Below are 16,023 nucleotides of genomic sequence, written 5' to 3'. Positions count from 1 at the left end.
GAAGGTGAGGGTCTTGTCCCGGCCGTTGTAGCGGCCGGTCAGGCGCAGCACCCGGGTTCCCGAGCCCGGCAAGTCGTCGACCGATCGCGGGTTCAGCAGCCGGTCGAGGATTTGGCCGGTTTCGGCATCGATCGGCAAGCGGATGACGGCGTCTCGATTCAAGTCACCCAAGGCTTGGTTGATTCGGGCTCGAGCGCCTTGGCCTTGGCGGCCGATCAGGCTGCGTTGGTTCAGGAAACGTTGGCCCAGGGCTTCGGTCCAGAGCATCGGCAGCGGGCTGCTGCGGTGAGCGTCGAACATCGGGCCCATCTCGATGATTTGCGGCGTGGTCTCGCCGTGGACCGGCGGCAGGCGCAGGGTCCGGGTTCGCGGGTCGAAGGAGGCGTTCAGGACCAGCGCGCCGTCGCCGGCTTCGCCGAAATTGTGAGTGCCGACGCCGACGATCCGCCGGCTCTCGGGATCGACTCGGATCTGGACGATCTCAAAGGCCGACCGCGGCAGGTAGCGCGGCAGGTAGGTGTCGTCGTTGGCCGAGCAAGTTTCGAGATGCTCGCGCAGGGCCCGGATGATGTTGAGGTTGTAGAGCCGGTTGGCCCGGGGCGTCGAGTTGTTGCTGTTGACGAAAACCAAGCGGGGATGGCCGACGTCGCCGGCGATTTCCATCTGGTAGCGCTCGAAGAAGGCCTCGTTATATTGGTCGAGGCTGCCGGGATAGGTGATTTCCTCGAGCGCCAAGCGATGGGCGATGACCTCCTCCAGCGCGCCCAGCTGGGGGTTCCGCTCGACGATCCGTTGGGCGGTCTCGCGCACGATGTTGGCCCGATATTCGCCGAGGACGGTGAAGAAGGGATTGACCATGCCGGCGGCGATCCGGTTGCCGAAGTTTTGGAGCCGGGCCGGCGCGGCGGCGAACCAATTGGTGATGCGGAGCGCCCGGGCTCGGGTGCCGGAAAGGCCCTCGAGCGAGACGCCGGCGGGAACCTCGACTTGAATGGGCTCGAAGGGGCGGCGTCCTTCCAGGGCCGCCTGGAGGCCGACCCGGCGGCGGAGCCGGCGGAGGCCGGCCGAGCCGGTCTCCCAGGCCAGGAGCGCCATCGCGTTTTCGGCCACTTCTTCATAGCTGAGGCTCCACTGGCCGGTTTCAATCCGGCGAACGGTGGCTCCGGTGCCCAAAGCCAGCCCGGTCCCGAAGAGGACGGTTCCAAAATGAAGGCCGAGGCGGCCGCTGCGGCTGAGCTGGCCGACGGTCTGGCCTTCGCCGGCCGAAGGCGCCAGCCCTCGGGCCAGCCGGCGTTGGAACAGCATGGTGCCGCCGAAGGTGATCGAATTGATCAGGGCGCCGTGGCCGAAGTCGCTCCAAAAATGGGTGTCAAGGCCGTAGGAGGCCCGCTCGTAGTTGTGCAAGCTGCTGCCGATCAAGGACATGGCGAGTCCGGTGCCGATGCCGGTCATGGCGCTGGCTTGCCAGGTGATGTTTCCGGCCTCGACCAGGGGGATTCCCCGGCTGACCAGGCGGCCGGTGCTGCCGGCGCGGTAGATCAGCGCGGCCGGCGCGGCTTCGGAGAGGATCATGCCGGCGGCCAAGGTCCCGAGGCTGGCCGGCGAGATCATGTGAGACCAAGCCCGTCCGGTGCGATAGCCCCAGCTTTCCATCCGGGTGGCCAACTCCTGCGAATGGGTCCGCAACCGTGAATCGAGGGCGATGCCTTCCGAGATCTCGGAAGTTTGGCCCAAAACCTGGAAAACGCCGTGGAGGGCCGCGATTTCATGGTCGGGCCGCGACTCCAGCCGCGCGTGATAATTTTCGAGAACGGTGGTGACGGTGGCGTTGATCCGATTTTGGGCCAGTTGCTGGTCGCTCAAGACCTCGATGATGCCGGCCAGGCTGAGGTTCGGATGGCGGGTCTGGTAGGCCTGCAGCAGGTCCACCGCCATGCTGCCGCGATGCAGCAGCTCGAGCGCCGCTTGGCGCTGATGAGCCGGATCGTCGATCTCGGTCGGGCTTAAGCCCAGCTCGGCGAGGAGCTGGGGGTGATGATGAAGCATCTCGGCCAGCGAATGAACCGGATGATTGATCTCGTTGGCCTGGAGCAGGGCGCTCAGCAAATTGGCGCCGGCTCCGGTGCGCAGCCGCTCGACGTGGGCGGCGCTGGTTCGGGCCCGGTCAAGCCAGTCGTCCAGCGAGACCTCGCCGCGAGCTCCTTCCAGCGAAGTTCTCAATTGGGAGCTCTGGGTCAACGCGGCTTCGATTTCCGAGCGGATAGTGCTTTGCTGGCCGGCGTCGGCCAGAGCGGTGATCAGCTCGCCGAGGGACGAGGCCGGACGGGTCAAGCTGAGGATCGCCAGGATCGAGCTCAGCGGACGATAGCGGTCGACGATCGCAGTCTCGGCGTCGCCGTTGACTTGGTCGATGCCGGCCGAGATCGTCACCAGCAATTCGAGGCTCACGCCGTTCAGCAGCGCGCCGGCGTGCTCGACGCCGGAGGGCGAGTCGAGATTCTGGATCAGCTGGTTGAAGGCCGGATCGCTTTGCAGGAGCCGGGCGGCTTCGAGGTCCCAGCGCCGGGTTTCGGGCCGGTTGGGATCGGCCTCGCCGGGCGGATGGGCCAGAAGATGGCGGTGCAATTCACGAGCCCGCTGGCGGGCGGCGCCGGCGTCGCCTCGAATCAAGGCTTGGCGCATCTGGATCTCGCGGACGATCGGCGTGTAGGCCTCGCCGGTGGGATGGGCCAACAAGTGCCGGCGGTGCTGGGCCAGGGCCGCATCGAGAAAATCGCTCAAGAGCCGGCCCAAGGGCTCCAGCTCGGCCTCGGTCGCGGCGCGCGAATCGTCGTTGGATTGGCTGCGGCCCAGGACATTGTTGATGACCGTGCTGGCCATGTAAATGTATTGGAGCCGCTGCTCGGGCGTGAATTCGGCGCTGTCGTTGAGGAAGCTCAAGTATTGGCGCGCGAAGGCCCGGAATTCGGCCAGCAAGGCCGGCACCTGGCCGCGAGTCTCGGCGTTTTCGAGCAGGCGATGGCTGAGGACGAAGTACCTTCGCATCGCATCGAAGTAGCTGCGGCGGTCGCCGGCCTGAGCCTGGGCGATGTATTGGCGGAGCTCGGCATAGACCGCGGCGGTTTCCTGCTCGCGGCTTTGGTCGATCCGACGCTGGCCCTGGTTGCCGGTGTCGAGGAGCAGCAGCTCGACGTAGGATTGGCGCTGATGCTCGGCCCGGTCGCTGTGGACCGAGGAGGCCAGGCGGGCCAGGCTTTGCAGTTGGGAGGTCGATGTCGAGACGTCATGGGGCTCCAACACCGGAACATGGCGACCCTGAAGATTGAGGATGGGGAGATGGGGTCGGCGCGGCGGAGCGCCGGCAGAGGATGGGGGCGTCATCGAAGGACCTCCGGACGGGCCCCCGTCGGCAAGGGGATTATCGTCATGGACCGTTGGAAGGTGCTAAGGCCGCAATGAAATCTCATGGCGCCTGCCTTTGCGAGGTTCGCCGGCGCGGGAAGGTCTGCTCGAAATAGCTCTCCCAACCCATGGCATGGTGCTCATCGGACAAATGAATCCGATCGAGATGGAATTCGACCCGGTGCGGCGCTTCGGAGTCGGGCATGTTGCGGAAAAGGCTGAGATAGCTGTAACCGTCGGCGTCGTAGCGGAACATCAGGGCGCCGTCGATCACGTGCATTTCGCCGTTCGGAAGGACTTCGATGTCGAAATATTGCTGATCGACCGGCGCTTCGCGGTGGCCCCGGAATAGCTCGAGGATGAAGCGGTCGACGTTGCTGACGAAGTTCTCGTAGGCGCTGACCCCGGCCACCTGGACGGCGCTGGTGTCCTCGGCGGTCGGCCCGCCCGCGGCCTGGATCTGGCTGATCCGGCGGCGGAGGAGGAGAAAGGGCTCGGCCGACATCGAGCCGCGGCTGATCGAGGCTTGAAGATCGCCGCGGGCTCCCGAAGGCGTGGCGTCTCGGCGCTGGCTCGGCAAGGGCGGCGGCTGGACGGGCGCCCGCGCCGGCTGGGCCGGCGGAACGATCGTCGGCGTGCTGTCGCTGCGCGGTGCGGCGGTTTCGGCGGGCGGCCCTTCGACGCCCGAAAAATCGGTTTCGGCGTTCCGGTCCGGAATCGGATCGATCTCTTCGCGCAACTCGCCCTCGCGGACCTCCATCGGCGGTTGGCTTTCCTGCCGGGGTCCTTCGGGGCTTTCGGCGCCCTCGGGCCGCAAGGCCGGGCCCAGGCGCTCACGCAATTGCTGGCCCTCTTCGGGGCTCAGCATCAAAGTCGTCTGGGCGTCGGACGGCTCGCTTTGGCTCGGCTCGGCGGGCGCTGGAATCGAGTCTTCGGGCCGGCTGTCCCGGCGGGCTCGTCGCTCCTGCTCGGTGCTGAAGCGAACCGTCGTGTCGCGGCGCTCGGGCCGGGAAATTGACTCTTGGGAAATGCCGGGCGAAGTCCGGCGAGCCGCGTCGATCAAGGCGGTGGTCGGACGGCGGGGGGCGGTGCTGGAGCTATCGTCGGCGTCGTCCAGCGGTTCGGAAGGAATTTCTTCGGGCGCTCGGCTCACCACCGGAGCCTCGCTCTCGGCGGTATCGGCTTGCAGAACCGGACGGCGGTGGGCGGCCGTCGGCTCCTCGGGGCCCTGGCTCGAGATCGATTCGGCGCCGGCCGAAGGCGGCAGAATCGGCGGGGAGAGAACTTCGCTGACGTTGTATCCCGCGATGACGGCGCGGAGCACCGGGTCCTCGCTGGTCAGCCGGCTGATCTTGCCGTTGGCGCCCATCTGGAAAGTGCCGGAACGATCCTCGGACGAGGGTTCGCCGGGCAGGACCTCAAAAGAGAGGTGCCGGCCATGCAGCTCGGCCCGGGCCCAGACCACCGGGTTGGTCTCATCGGCGGCGAGCCGCTCGCTCAAGGCTTGGCGGACGACGTGAATGCCGTTGGGATTGTCCCGGCCATTGAAGGCCGAAGAGCCGAGGATTTGCCGGACCGTGGTTTGCTGCCGCTCGGTCAAATCCATCACCGTCCGGGCCGCTGCGGTGCGGCTGAGGGGCTCGTCTTGCGAGGGCCGGACCTCGGCGGCGACCGGAGCTTCGGCGGGAACTGAGGCCGCCGGCGGATCGCCGAAGACGAGACGGCGGCCATCGCCCCGGCCTTCGATTCGCGGCATCCGGCCGGCCTCGAGGGCCCGGCTGATGCGGAGAAACTCGCCGGAGGCGGTGGAGCTGCGCAGGTAATTGCGGATGAAATTGCGGGAGCCCGAAAGCTCGGGGTTCCGGCTCAAGATTTGGGAAAGGCGGCTACGGACCATCTGCTCGACTTGGAAGGGACCGGCCTGATGCCGCCAATAAGACCGAAAGAGCCGCGGCAGGGTCGCCCGAAGCCCGGCGGCGCCGGCGTCCCACATCGCCATCGACAAGAAGACCTCGGCGGCCTGCTCGCCGGTGGGCACCGCCGAATGGCCGGAGATCGCGGCGGTGGCCATGTGGGCTCCCAGCATCGAGAAACCGCCGACCGTCCAGTTGCCGAGGCGCAGCCCGACGTGGCCCAGGGCCAGCCGTCCCGGCGGCAGGGCCGCGCCGGCCGGCAGCATCCGGCCGCGCAGCCAGTGGCCGGCCCCCATCGTGGCGCCCAAGGCCGCCATCGAGAAGACGGTTCCCAATGCCAAATTGAGCAGCCCCAAGTTTTGCAGCTCTTGGCCGTACTCCGAAAAATTCGTTCCCCGGGCGTGGACGACGTGAGCGCCGAGGCTGCCGACGTGCATGGCCAAGCCGACGCCCAAACCGGCGACGGCTTCGCCCCAGCCGGTGAGCCGTCCGCCGTGCATCAGGATGCCCATCTCGCCGGAGCCGCGCACGGCGGCCGCCGATTCGGCGCTGCGCAGGAAGGGGATCCGGGCGCCGCGCAGCAGCCAGAGCGGGGCCAGCTCGCTCAAGACCAAGCCGCCGGCCATCATGCCGAGCGAGCTCGGCGCGGTGAGGTGGCGGAAAACCCGGCCGGCTGAAAAATTCTGCAGCTCGGCGGCGTGGTTCTCGGCGATGCGGCGAAGCGCCGGCGGGAGCCGATGGTCGCCGCCGACCTGCTCGAGACGGCTGAGAGTTTGGAAGATCGCGAAATAAGCCGCGGCATTGGCGTCGTCGCTTTGGGCCAGGCCGTGGACCGATTCGACCATGTCGAGCAGCGGCTGCTCGAGGTTGAGGCGCATGCCGTCGCCTTGAAGGCCGAGGGCGGCTTGGCGCAGCTCCCGGAAGAAGGACCGGTTGGCCTCGGCGTTCAAGCTGGCTTGGGGAAGAGTGGCTTCGAGCAAGGCCGGAAGGTTCTCGCCGTGCGAAACCAGATCGCGGACGATGTCGCCGGTCGTGGCGGCGGCCTCGAAGCCGAAGCTTGAGCGCAGCTCGGCCCCCAGGCTGGAATTGGCGTCCAAGGCTTCGATGGCTCGCGCGACCGGGCGGCTGTCGCGGTCCTGAGCGAAAATCGTGCGGTAGGGCTCTTCCGAAGCATGGGCGAGGATGGAGCCGGCGGCGTTGCGGGCCAGCTCGACGATCTCGCCGGCGACTCGGTTCCGGGTCTCGGCCTCGTTCAAATCGCCGGGGAAGAGCGAAGCCAGGCCGTTGCGCAGCTCGGCGTCGGAACGCAGCCGGCCCTGCACGATTTCCCGGAGCTGGGCGGCATTGGCGGAAGAGCTCAAATGCTGGAGCAGGGACCGGACATCGGGGCTGGCGTGGCCGGCCTGCAGGTAGGCCGCGGCCAATAGGCTCAGGGCTTGGCTGCGCTGGTTGGCCTGAGGCGCCGAGCTCTCGCCGTTCCTGCTCAGGTACAGTCCTTGGTCGACGAAGCCGAGACATTCGATGCTGATCAGGTGGCGCAGGCCCTCGGCTTGAAGGCCGGTCCCGGTGCGGGGAAGGGACTGCAGGGCCAGCTCGGTGGCGGCGCGGAGCTGGGTGGGCAGCGGCATGGTGCGCGCCTCGGCCGGAAGCTCATTCAAGAGCCGGCGAGTCCGCAGCAGCTCGCCGAAGGCCGCGCTGTTCTGGCCGTCGATCAGCGCGATCTGGGCCTGGAGGTAGTGATCGAAATATTCCGGCCAGCCCAGGACATGGGAGTCGAGGCGCTTTCTTTCGCGCAGCTCTTCGACCAGGCTGCGGATCCGAACGAAATAGCTGCGGAGCAGCTGCCGGTCTTCTTGACTGTAAGTCTCGCTTCCGCTTTGGGCCAGCAGGGCGCTCAAGGTGCTGGCGATCTGGAACAGCATCCGGGCCCGGGTGCGCACCGGCAGCTCGCGTTGGTGGGCGTCTTCGGCCGGCGGGCGGAATTCGGGGTCCGAAACCCGGTCGAGGGCCTCGCGAGCGATTTCCCGGGCCTGGATTTGCAGCTCGCCGCGGGCGGCGGCGTCCTCGGTGTTCATGAATTGGGCGGCGAGGAAGTTCAGCGACAAGCGATAGAAGGTCGGATTGCTCCGGGCCTGGGCCCGGGTCTGAGCCACCGCGGCCGGAAGCTCGCTCAAGTCGGGGCGGCAATCCTCGCCTTCGGCACAATGGGGCCGGCGGCCGCTGGAAAAGACGCTGCGGCCCTGCTCGGCCGAGAGCTCGCGCGAGACCAGCAGGCTGCGGGCGAAGGCCTGGAATTCCGGCGTCGGCCGAAAATGGTGCGCCGGCTCGAGGCTGAGGCTCAAGTCGCCGCCGTGGGGTTGGCCGAAGGGTCGGAGTAATGGTGGAGTCATGAGGTCGTCCTATCTCTCTCTTTAATCTCCGGTTGCGCCGCCGGAGGTCGGAAATTCAAAAACCGGTTCGCCGGTCCGCGCGCGGGCCCGCCGCCGCGGCGCTTCGGCCAGAGGGGGAGCTTCGTAATGCGGATCGATCCAGGTCAAAACCTCGATCGCGGCGCTGCGGGCCTCAGTCCAGGCCGTCACCGGATTCCGGCTGTAGCGGCGGACGAAGGGCGCCAGGGCATGGGTGATGGTGGCCAGATTGCGGCTGCGCAGCCGCCGGTAGGATTCGGGCGCCCCGTGCAATTCGACCAGCATGCCGCGCAGCGCCGTCAGGGCCTGCTCCGGCCGGCGGGCTTCGCGGAAATCGCGGTAATGGCTGTAAAGGGCCCGGGTGACCAGCCAGTTCCGCTGGGCTTCGTCCATCCGGGAGGTCAAGGTGGCGAAGGAGCGCTCGAGTCGCTCAAAATTAGAGCCGAGGCTCGCGGCCGCCGTCGGGCTGAGCCGGGGGCCGAGCTCTTCGATGTGCTGTCGGATCCGGTCCATCCGCAGGCGCCACAGTTGAACTTGATGGGCCGGCGGATTGGTCGGCTGGGGCTGGCGGCGAAGCTGCTCCAGCTCGGCCACGGCGGCGCCGATCTGGGCCAGCGCCGGCTCGAGGTCGGCCCGCGCCATGTGGCCGGAGCGAGGCCGAGTCGGCAGCCTTCGTTGGTAAGCGGTCAGGGCGGTGCGGAAATAGCGGAAATTGCTCGCGATGACTTCGCCGAAAGTCTCGGTCGGGGACTGAATCAGCAGCCGCACCGAGCCGTTGTCCCGGAGCAAATCCCTGAACTCTTGGAGAAACGCGGTCAGCGCCGGCAGATCGACGCTGGGCGGACGGGCGGTGAGGTTGTCGTAGAAGGCATCGAGGCGAATGTGGAAGGGGCCGACGGTCTCTTGGCCGGTGCTCAATTCGTTCAGAATTTGAGTGGCGGCGTCGAGCTCGGTTTCCAAGGCCTCCGAGCTGTCGGTGAGGCCGCGGATCTCGCGCTGCAAGGCCAGGATTTCCTCCCGGTCTTCGGCGGTGAGGGCCGCAGCCGCCGCGTCCGAGGTCGCGGCATCAGCCGGGGCGGCGGCATCGGAAGTCGGCTCGGGCACGTGGCCGGCGTCGCCGGACTCGGAGCCCGGGCTTTCGAGCAAGGCTTCGACGCTGGCTTGGAGCGCTTGCAGGGCGTCGCGTTGGGTCGGCGTCTCTTCGGCCGAAAGCTCCGGGGCCGGCCGGGGAGCTTCAACTTCCGGCTCGCGATGGTGCGGCGCGACCGGCGGATAGAAATCGAGGCGCAAGCCGACCAGGACCTCGCCGCCCTCGGCCTCGATCCCGATCGCCGGGCCTTCACCACTGCTGCCGGCAACCGAAAGTCCGCCGCCCGGCGAATAGAAGGCCCGCAGGAAGAGGGAGGCGCCGACGCTGTCGGTGAAGGGAATCGCGGCCGCCAGCTCGCCGCCGAAGGTGAAGAGGGCGCCGCTGACCCGCCGCTCCCGGTCTTGGCTGATCAAGGACTGGTTGAAAAAGGCGCGGGCGCCCAGCTCGAGGGCGCCGTGGAATTGAAAATATCGGTGGATCGGCCAAATCGCCTCGCCGCGGGCGGTGGCGCTCAAGTGGTCGGAGAAATTGGTGTCGAGATGAATGCCGAGACCGATGAGTCGATCGGGTCGATAGGTGGCGAGGACGCCGCCGCGCAAGGCAAAGCCGGATTGACCGGCAAGCAGATAACTGGTTTCGACGGAGAGACGCAGCGGCGCGACCGTTGGTCGGTCGGATGCGATTTCCAGGGACCTGGGAGAGGTCCCGCGGGGCACAGGGGGTGTCATCAAACGTCTCCACGTGTGCCCCCGTGGATGGCCGAGGTATCGGCCTCAAAGTTGAGAAGTTGCTATATCGGAGCGAAGCCGATAGGTGCTTTTTCAAAGGAAAGCAAGAGACTGTCGCAAAACCCGGCTTTGCCGGGTTGCGCAGAAAATTCGCAGAATTTGCGAAGTGATATGCACGTCGTCCTCTACCAGCCTCAAATCCCGCCGAACACCGGCAACGTCGCCCGGCTCTGCGTCGGCACCCGCAGCCATCTCCACCTCATCCGGCCCCTCGGCTTCTCGACCGACGACGCCGCGCTCCGGCGGGCCGGCTTGGACTACTGGCGGTATCTAAGCCTCAGTTATCACGACGATTGGGCCGCTTTCCGGAGCGCCTACCCCGAGGCCCGGCTCCATTTTTTCAGCAAGAAGGCCGAACGGCCCTACACTTGGGCCGAGTATCGCGACGACGACTTTCTGGTCTTCGGCTGCGAAACCAAGGGCCTGCCCGAGGAGCTATTGCGGGAACATGCGGAAAGCGCCTGGCAAATCCCGATGTGGGGCGAGACGCGGAGCCTCAACCTCTCGACCTCGGTCGGGATCGTCCTCTACGAGGCTTTGCGGCAGGTGAAGCACGGGTTTCGTTAAAACCTTTATTTGCGAAGGGGCTTGGGTGGCGGGAGCAGGGCCTGTCCGGTCTGCACCCCCACCGTCCTCGCTTCGCTGCGGGCGGGGGCCCCCCGCTCCCGAAGAATCCAAGGCAACGCTATTCATGGTGCGAAATGGCAAAGCAACGATTGGCTAGTGACAGTAGAGACGATGAACTAGGCCGGATTGGGAATGAACTCGACCGGCGCCAGCGTCAGGCAGTCGCCCGAAAACTCGAGGCGGTAGAAGGCGCCGTAAAACCCGACATAGTCGCCGTGGCGGAGATAGGCCACCTGCTGGTGAGCCAGCCGGCGGTGGGTCTTGTTGCCGGGCCGGTAAACTTCGGTCGAAGCATGGCGGCCGAGGTTGGTCAGCCAACAGCTGTGGTCCTGGTTCATCAGGAAGCCGGCTTGGGCCGCGGAGCTCAAGCCCACGACGCCGCGGAACTCTTCGATTTCCAGGATGAGGTTGGGATTCGCTTCGAAGTCGACTTGGACTTTGCGGCGGTGGTTGGCGAGTGAAACGCTGAAGCCGGATTCGGGTCGTTTCGAGTCAAACGCCCCTTGTTGCGGCTCGAAAAGGCTCATGGAGTGCATCTTTTTTTCTCCCTAAAGAAAGATGCAACCCCCGTTGCCTCTTTCCAAGGTTCTTATCGGCCGGGGCCGGCAGATGTTGCCGGAATGATGCAACAATTTTTAAGGAGCCACGAAGCCCTTGAGCCGCAGCTCTTGGAGGGTGGCTTGAGCCGCGGAATCCTTGCCCACTTGGAGCAAGGCTTTCTGGAAGGCGGCCTGCTGCTCGGGGCTCATCGCCCCCGCGAAGACCACCACCGGAGCGCTCGGCACCTTGGCCGAGGTGGCGAGATCGGCGAGCTCGGCGACCCAGGCGGCTTTGAGGTTCATCGCCCGGTGCTCGTAGGGATCGAGGAGGATAAATCCGGTTTTTTCGCCGGAGGCGATCTTGCGAAGGTCGCCCAAGACATTGCGGGTGGGCTGCACCTCGAAGCTGAGGCCGGTCATCGTGGGAAAGAGGCGCTTGGCCAGGTAGTCCGGGCTGAAGGGCCGGGGCGAAAGGACAGTGATCTTGCCGGAAGTCGGCAAGGCCGATCCCTTTTTACCGACCAGATAGAAAGTCTCGGTGCCGTCGGCGCTGGGGAGTTGAAGACTGCGGGCCACTGGGGTGCTGCTCCAAGCTTTGGCCTGCTCCTCGAACAAGTCGGCGCTGAGCAAGGCCGCCGCCGGCTTTTCCTGTTGGATGAAAGTCAGGCCGGCCGTCTTGTCGGAGAGGTAAGTCGCCTTCATCTCGGGGCCGCCCGACTTCTTCAACGCTTCGGTGAAGGAGTCGAGCAGCGGTTGAGCCGCCTCGCTGCTGCCTTGGCCGCCGGGGTAGAGGAAAAGGAGCTTGAGCGGCGCGGCCGAAGCCAAAGCGGGAAGGAACAAAGTAAAAAGTGAAATGCTTAGAAGACGGATTTTCATGAGGCCTCGCATTAACCCCCCCTTTGAAAAAGGGGGGCAGGGGGGATTTGACGGAGTATCGAATCGGCGCGGTGCTTCGTATTGATCGCCAACGCTTTAAATCCCCCCCGGCCCCCCTTTTTCAAAGGGGGGTGTGACTTCCCAGGGTTTGCCTTTTTCTTCTTTCAAATACCATTTGCAAAAACGGCGAATGCCTTCCTCGATCTTGACCTGGGGATCGTAGCCCAGCACCGCCCGCGAATGGCTCAGATCGGCGAAGGTCGCGTAAACGTCGCCGGGCAAATAATCGGCGTGGACCCGCTTGGCGGGGACTCCCAGGTTCTTCTCCAGCAGGGATACGAGGTCAAGGAGCGGGACGGTCTGGGATTCTCCGAGGTTGAAGATGTCGTAACGCGGCGTCGAAGCCGCCCCTTCGAGGACCCAGCGGGTGGCGGCGAGGATGCCCGAAACGCAATCGTCGATGTAGGTGTAGTCGCGACGGCTGCTGCCATCGCCGTAGAGGGTGATCTCGCGCCCGGCCAGCATGGCCCGGGTGAACTTGTAAATCGCGAGGTCCGGCCGCTGCCGCGGTCCGTAGACCGTGAAGAAGCGCAGGTTGGCGATGCTCAGTCCGTGCAAATGATGATGGGCGTGAGCGATCAGCTCGCCGGCCTTCTTGGTCGCGGCGTAAGGCGAGATCGGGTGGTCGACCGGGTCGGACTCGCTGAAGGGCAGCTTGGTGTTGGAGCCGTAGACGCTGCTCGACGAAGCGGCGACGATGGCCTTGACGCCCGACTCGCGGGCCGCCTCCAGCACGTTCATGGTCCCGTTGACGTTGACTTCGACGTAGGCCTGAGGGTCGCGGATCGAGGGCTGGACGCCGGCCAGGGCCGCGAGGTGGATGACCGCGTCGATCGGCTTGGCCCGCAGCGCCGCCCGCAGCGCCCCGGCATCCCGGAGGTCGCCTTCCACGAACTCGAAATCCTGGGGCGCCGTTCGCTGAACCTGGGCCAAGTTGCCGAGCTTCTTCTCCAGCGAATAGACCGGGGCCAGGTTGTCGAAGCCGACCACCCGGCAGCCGGCGCGAAGCAAGGCCTCGGCGGTGTTGGATCCGATGAAGCCGGCGGCGCCGGTGAGGAAGAGGCGGGTTCCGGGTTTCATGAGGCCGATTTACGGGATAAGAGGATCCTTGTCCACAACCGAGTCAGCCAAGACGGCCCCCGGGTATGGTAGTAAGCCTGGTCCCGCTTTCTCGCCTGCTCCCGCAGGTCGGCGCGAAACTCGGGGTGGGCGATCGAGGCCAGGGCCGCCGGGCGCTCCTCGTCGGTCAAGCCGAAGAGGTTGACCGAGCCGTACTCGGTGACGACGTGCTGGACGTAGTGCCGCGGCGTCGAGACGATCGAGCCGGGCGGCAGGGCGTTCACGATGTTGGAGTAGCGCTTTCCTTTGCGGACCACGCTGGATTTGATGCAGAGGATGCTGCGGCCGCCGGGGCTGAAGAAGGCGCCCTCGACGAAGTTGAGCTGGCCGCCGACGCCGCTGTACTGGCGCTCGCCGATGGCCTCGGAGCTGACCTGGCCCGAGAAGTCGATCATGAAGCCCGAATTCACGCTCACCATGTTGCGGTGCTTGGCGATCACCGAAGAGTCGTTCACGTAGGAGACCGGCGCGGCGACGACCCGGCCCTGGTTCTTGCCCTTTCGCTCGTCGAGGAAGTCGTAGAGCTGGCGGTTCCCGAGAGCGAAGGCGAAGACGCTCTTGCCGTCGTGAAGGCCCTTGCGGGCGCCGGTGATCTTGCCCGACTCCATCAAGGTCAGGAAGCCGTTGCTGATCAATTCGGAATGGACGCCGAAATCGCCCAAGTCGGTGGAGGCAAGGATCCGGGCCACCTCGTCGGGAATGGCGCCGATGCCGAATTGGAGGGTGTCGCCGGAGCGGAGCAGCTGGGCGACGTTCTGAGCGATCTTGCGCTCGACCTCATTGGGCTCGGTGTCGGGCAATTCGAGCAGGCCTTGGTCCGATTCGACCACGAAATCGATTTCGTCGACGTGAATTTTATTGTCGCCCAATTCGGGCAAGCCCCCGACCATCGGCATGTTGGAATTCACCTCGGCGATGGCCAACCGCTTCGGATCGCGGGCGGCATTGAGGAAGGGGACGTAGACCGCCTCGGCGTCGACGCCAAAGGAGAGATAGCCGGAAGAATCCATCGAGGCGAGCGTCGTCATCACGACCCGCGGCGGGAAGGTCTCGACCCAGCGCTCGAAGCCGTTGAAGGGCAGGGGCTGATAGGAAAGGTTGAAGCCGGCATCGTTGAGCTTCCTTTCCACCGGTCCGTAATAGCCGCTGACGGTGTGGAACTCGGGCTTGATCAGGCAGGGGTAGGGGGCGGAGATCAAGCCGGTGAAAAGCTTGATCGACTTCGCATTTTTCATTTCACTTAATTTTTGAAGTAGGCTACGAGGCTGTCCGGCGGCAATCGAGGTGCTCAAGTAGTCCTCAGGCCGAATTTGTTCCAGAAACTGATCGTGACTGAGCTTCTTGCGCTGATAGGTTTCTTGAATTTGCATAGATGCTCTGTGTTTTAAAATTTATATTATTAATTTTAGAATATAGACGTATTTAGAATTTGGCTCTGATTGCCGCATTATTAAAATAAGTAGTGATATTCGCTATTTAAAGGTCTCGTTCCCGGGTGGCACAGGGGATGCAATCTAGACTAGCGTGCGTCGATGACGCCGCTGAGGAAAGAAAGCTCCTCAGACCAAAACAAAAAATAAAGTGTGCCCCCGGGTCGGAGTAGACAGAGAGCAATCGAAGTCTGCTCTGACCTTTTTTGTTTCTCCCCTCCGGAAGCCCACCGATATTAAGTCCAGCAGGTTATTTGACGAAGCAAAATTCCCGGACCGCTGCCAGTCATCCTGAGCAAAGCGAAGGATCTGCGACCTGCCAAGAAACTTAAGATAATCTGCGGCCCCTTCGCCTCTACGAGCTCCCGTCTGATGACCGAAGTAGCAGGTACTTTCAAAACACCTTGGCCAGTCGCAGATCCTTCCCCCCGGTTTCACTTGAACCTGCGGCGTTCAACCGGGGCCCCCGCTCAGGATGACATTAGTCAGACACTCTCCATATTTTATATTCTAAAATTTATTATTAATTATATATTTTATAATTATATAAATTAAAAATAACTGATAAAAATCAAGCAAAGTCATACACTTGATTATTGAAAAGTCTTGGCACCTCCCTTGCTTCTATCTCAGGCATGACGGCGACAATGAAGGCGCCGGTAAAAGAAAGAAGGGGCCAAGCGATGCAAGACAAGCAAACCCAAATCCTCGATTTCGTCAGCTACCGCAAGAAGACCGTTGCCAAGAAAGCGCTTCGCAGCAAGGTTCAGACTCAGGCTTACGAAATGCTGAAGGTCATCCAAGGCCTGGTTTTCGACTACGAGGCCCAGATGGTCGCGATCGCCCAGGAAGTGGCCGGCGACAATTGGGTCGAGAAGCACGGCCGCAGCCCGGCCGAGCAGATCGCCGACGATCTTCGCCGCCTCCACAATTTCAGCCAAGCTCTCGAGAACGCTTTGGACCATGGCGCCACCACCTTGGGCGAGGCCGCCAAGGCCATCCGCCACGGCGAGGACGAAGAGCTGATCGCGACCCTCGATTACATCCTCAGCAGCGATTACGTCGGTTTCCAAGCCATCACCAAGATCCTCGAGGCCGTCGTCTTCACCGCCGACAAGCACTTCTTCAATGCCGAGTCGATCGTCGCCACCTGGAAGGACCTCGAGGCCGCCGGTTTCGAGTACGGCGTCGGCCCCATCGCCGCGATCTGCTTCGAAGAAGCTCTCGCGATCTAGGCCACTCTTCGCTGATTCGTCCCAGACATCAAAAACGACTCCAAAGGAATCTCATGCTTAGCTTTGCCGGTTGCCCCGCGCCCCTCGCCGAAATCCCCGCTTGATCGAAATAAAAAGCCCGCCTCTTCACGAGGCGGGCTTTCATTCGTCTATTTCCCCATTTCTCTAACGCTTATTCGCAGCCTTCCGCTTCCGGATCTTCCAGGCAGGGATTGATCTGGGTCAGGCTCGGATCCACCGCCTGCACCTGAGGCCGATCGCCGACCTTGCCGTAATCGGTGGGTAGGTCCGGGCCGATGGGCGGATGATCGTTATCGCCGCAGTCGGGCTCGTCGACCGGGCAGACTTCCGGGGTTTCGACCGCTTGGATGTCCGGCGTATCGACCGGCCCGAATGGGGGCGGGTTGGGGTTGGCCGGCGGGTTCGGATTCTCGGTCACCGGCGGGACTTCGAAGTCGGCGTTGCCGCAGGCGATGGGCAGGCCGAGCAGGGCCAGCATCAGGAATAGGTTTGCGAGCTTTTTCATTTCGATCTCC

10 protein-coding genes are annotated in these 16,023 nt (G+C 64.3%); 2 read left to right on the top strand and 8 right to left on the bottom strand.

Features of this window, described 5'->3' with window-relative positions; all coding sequences use genetic code 11:
• The 3 genes from VJR29_08880 to VJR29_08870 form a co-directional block, all read right to left on the bottom strand.
• A partial coding sequence (locus VJR29_08880) for a hypothetical protein (protein ID HKY63519.1) occupies window positions 1-3,381 on the bottom strand: 3,381 nt, incomplete at its 3' end.
• Window positions 3,382-3,463: 82 nt separating this feature from the next.
• Window positions 3,464-7,705: a hypothetical protein gene (locus VJR29_08875; protein ID HKY63518.1), complete on the bottom strand. Its 4,242-nt coding sequence runs from the start codon at window positions 7,703-7,705 to the stop codon at window positions 3,464-3,466.
• A 21-nt stretch (window positions 7,706-7,726) separates the two neighbouring features.
• Window positions 7,727-9,541 (bottom strand): hypothetical protein, encoded by a 1,815-nt coding sequence (locus VJR29_08870; GenBank protein ID HKY63517.1) that lies wholly within the window; start codon window positions 9,539-9,541, stop codon window positions 7,727-7,729.
• A gap of 171 nt (window positions 9,542-9,712) precedes the next feature.
• On the opposite strand from VJR29_08870, the gene VJR29_08865 reads away from it, so the two are divergent.
• Window positions 9,713-10,168: a tRNA (cytidine(34)-2'-O)-methyltransferase gene (locus tag VJR29_08865; GenBank protein HKY63516.1), complete on the top strand. Its 456-nt coding sequence runs from the start codon at window positions 9,713-9,715 to the stop codon at window positions 10,166-10,168.
• 176 nt (window positions 10,169-10,344) lie between these two features.
• Here VJR29_08865 and VJR29_08860 read toward each other — a convergent pair whose 3' ends face one another.
• The 4 genes from VJR29_08860 to VJR29_08845 form a co-directional block, all read right to left on the bottom strand.
• Entirely contained in the window at window positions 10,345-10,755 is a 411-nt protein-coding gene (locus VJR29_08860) for a hypothetical protein (GenBank protein ID HKY63515.1), read from the bottom strand.
• A 108-nt stretch (window positions 10,756-10,863) separates the two neighbouring features.
• On the bottom strand, window positions 10,864-11,607 hold the full coding sequence (locus tag VJR29_08855) for a hypothetical protein (GenBank protein ID HKY63514.1): 744 nt from the start codon (window positions 11,605-11,607) through the stop codon (window positions 10,864-10,866).
• 132 nt (window positions 11,608-11,739) lie between these two features.
• Entirely contained in the window at window positions 11,740-12,783 is a 1,044-nt protein-coding gene (locus VJR29_08850) for an SDR family NAD(P)-dependent oxidoreductase (protein HKY63513.1), read from the bottom strand.
• Window positions 12,780-14,192, bottom strand: coding sequence for an acetyl-CoA hydrolase/transferase C-terminal domain-containing protein (locus VJR29_08845; protein ID HKY63512.1), 1,413 nt, complete (start codon window positions 14,190-14,192; stop codon window positions 12,780-12,782). The genes VJR29_08850 and VJR29_08845 overlap by 4 nt, the downstream gene beginning before the upstream one ends.
• 743 nt (window positions 14,193-14,935) lie before the next feature.
• On the opposite strand from VJR29_08845, the gene VJR29_08840 reads away from it, so the two are divergent.
• Window positions 14,936-15,487, top strand: a complete 552-nt coding sequence (locus tag VJR29_08840) for a hypothetical protein (protein ID HKY63511.1) — start codon at window positions 14,936-14,938, stop codon at window positions 15,485-15,487.
• 172 nt (window positions 15,488-15,659) lie between these two features.
• On the opposite strand, the gene VJR29_08835 is transcribed toward VJR29_08840, so the two are convergent.
• On the bottom strand, window positions 15,660-16,023 hold a 364-nt coding region (locus VJR29_08835; GenBank protein ID HKY63510.1), incomplete at its 5' end, for a hypothetical protein.

Source organism: bacterium (genome assembly GCA_035281585.1).
In the GTDB taxonomy this organism is placed as follows: domain Bacteria; phylum UBA10199; class UBA10199; order DSSB01; family DSSB01; genus DATEDP01.
The sequence above is the reverse complement of the archived record's forward strand: the minus strand, read 5'-3'. Positions and strand labels throughout refer to the sequence as shown.

Coding starts and splice junctions, on each gene's coding strand:
- VJR29_08875 (HKY63518.1), bottom strand. CDS start 7,705: ATGACTCCACCATTACTCCGACCCTTCGGCCAACCCCACGGCGGCGAC.
- VJR29_08870 (HKY63517.1), bottom strand. CDS start 9,541: ATGACACCCCCTGTGCCCCGCGGGACCTCTCCCAGGTCCCTGGAAATC.
- VJR29_08865 (HKY63516.1), top strand. CDS start 9,713: ATGCACGTCGTCCTCTACCAGCCTCAAATCCCGCCGAACACCGGCAAC.
- VJR29_08860 (HKY63515.1), bottom strand. CDS start 10,755: ATGAGCCTTTTCGAGCCGCAACAAGGGGCGTTTGACTCGAAACGACCC.
- VJR29_08850 (HKY63513.1), bottom strand. CDS start 12,783: ATGAAACCCGGAACCCGCCTCTTCCTCACCGGCGCCGCCGGCTTCATC.
- VJR29_08845 (HKY63512.1), bottom strand. CDS start 14,192: ATGCAAATTCAAGAAACCTATCAGCGCAAGAAGCTCAGTCACGATCAG.
- VJR29_08840 (HKY63511.1), top strand. CDS start 14,936: ATGCAAGACAAGCAAACCCAAATCCTCGATTTCGTCAGCTACCGCAAG.